General features: G+C 66.1%; 1 protein-coding gene. It reads right to left on the reverse strand.

Features of this window, described 5'->3' with window-relative positions:
* Positions 1–383: 383 nt before the first annotated feature.
* Positions 384–1,466: an ADP-ribosylglycohydrolase family protein gene (locus ACIGKQ_RS25315; RefSeq protein ID WP_396575180.1), complete on the reverse strand. Its 1,083-nt coding sequence runs from the start codon at positions 1,464–1,466 to the stop codon at positions 384–386.
* Positions 1,467–1,801: the final 335 nt, after the last annotated feature.

Here is a 1,801-nt window from a genome sequence, read left to right on the forward strand (position 1 = left end):
ACGCCGATCGACTACGAAACCAGCTACCGTGAGCGCGTCACCCCCGAAACGGAGGTGGCATAACCAAGGCCTCCACTCGACCCAGGACGATTCAATCTGACAGAAACCTTTCCGTGTTACACGAGCCGGGAGCGCCCTTCGCGCGCAACCGCAAGGTCAGCCAAGAGGGTCGCGATCGTTGCTGGTCAGGGCACTTTGGGGAGGATTCGTATGGACGGTTGAACGTCGAGAATCGTACAAACATACGACACCCGAGGCGCGGTAGTTAGCGGACGGAACCCCAACAAGAGACAAGGGCGCGAGTGCGCAGAAGTCAGACATGGTTGATACCTTCGTTCGGTTCCCGCAACCCTGCGCCGCATTACGGCGGGCGACGTGGCGGGTCACAATGGTGAAACCGACGAGTGCGCGGTGTCGGAAAGCATTCCGCTGGACAGCCTCTGAGCGACGCCGCTAGCGGTGACGCCGCGAGGAGCTCGCTTGTCGCTGGCGATGATGGTGGCGAAATCGATGAGTTCTTGTGCGGTGGTGAGCCGACCTCGATGCTGAGGCCAGCCGTGGAGAGCGTGGCACCAGTCGATAGGCACGACACCTGCACCCCACCTCGCCCCGAGCAACCCACCCGCGATCGCGGCCACGGTATCGGTGTCGTTGCCGATCCGGATCGCGGCATACAGCGTGTGTTCGAGGTGCGTCGCGTCGTCGGCCGGGGTCTGCGTGATCGCCGCTGTGGCCGCCTGCAGGGCGGTAACCGTGAACCCGTTGGGGACGAACACCTTCGGATCGCAGACCAGGGCGTCGCCGAGCCATCGCTGCCACTGTGCTGCGTTGTCCGCGGGTAGGAGGTCGAGACCGGCGAAGACGTCGATGCGTCCGTCGAGCACCGCCACCCGAATCGCCTCACACCACAGCACACACGAGTCGCCGGCGAGCGGATCGGCATGGGTTAGCGACGCGACCAGACGCGCAGCATCTGCGAGCCGATCGCGGTCGTCGAGATGCGCCAACGCGACCGGTGCGGTGCGCATCAGCGCGCCGTTTCCCGCGGAGCGCGGGCGGGCGTCGGCGTAGCGCCGGGACTCCTCACGCATGATGCGGCTGACGCCCCGCTCACCCGAGTCGAGGCGGCGGCGGGTCGCACTGAGCACCGCGCGGGTTTGAGTGCCGACATCGGGTGGACCGCCGTCGAACCAGCGCAGGAAGTTCTCGCCGACGGCGTCGAGGGCGTCGTCGGAGTTGAGGTCGGCGCCGGTGGCGGCGACGAGGGCGATCGCCAGAGCCATCGAGGTGTCGTCGCTCCACTCGCCGGGCGCGAAGTCACCGAGGCCGCCGCCGAGCATCTGCGGGGTCTCGTCCGCGCGCAGGATGCGGGACTCGAATTCGTACGGGACACCGAGGGCGTCGCCGACGGCGGTGCCGAGGAGAACGCCTGTGGCGCGGTCGAGTTGGGTGGGGGAGAGCGGCAAGGAGGGTCTCCTGTTGGGGGGATTTGCGTGTGAGTACTGGTCTCGATACGCTCGCTCGCCCAGGGGCTCGCGGGCTACTCCTTGGATCGAGTAGCGGCGAACGGAGTGAGTCGCGTATCGAGATCGACCTGCAGTTGGGGTGCGGCGGCAGCTGCTGGTCGCGTATCGAGATCGACCAGCAGTTGGGGTGCTGGTCTCGATACGCTCGCTCGCCTAGGAGACTGCTGAATAATTGGGGGTGGATTCCGGCGCGGGAATGCGCTGGTTTTGGCCGCCGTGCTGGGATCCTGAGGTTATGCAGGGTGAGTCGGATCGCCAGGGTGAGTTTCTGGATG

Source organism: Gordonia sp. NPDC062954 (genome assembly GCF_044543825.1).
Classification (GTDB): domain Bacteria; phylum Actinomycetota; class Actinomycetes; order Mycobacteriales; family Mycobacteriaceae; genus Gordonia; species Gordonia tangerina.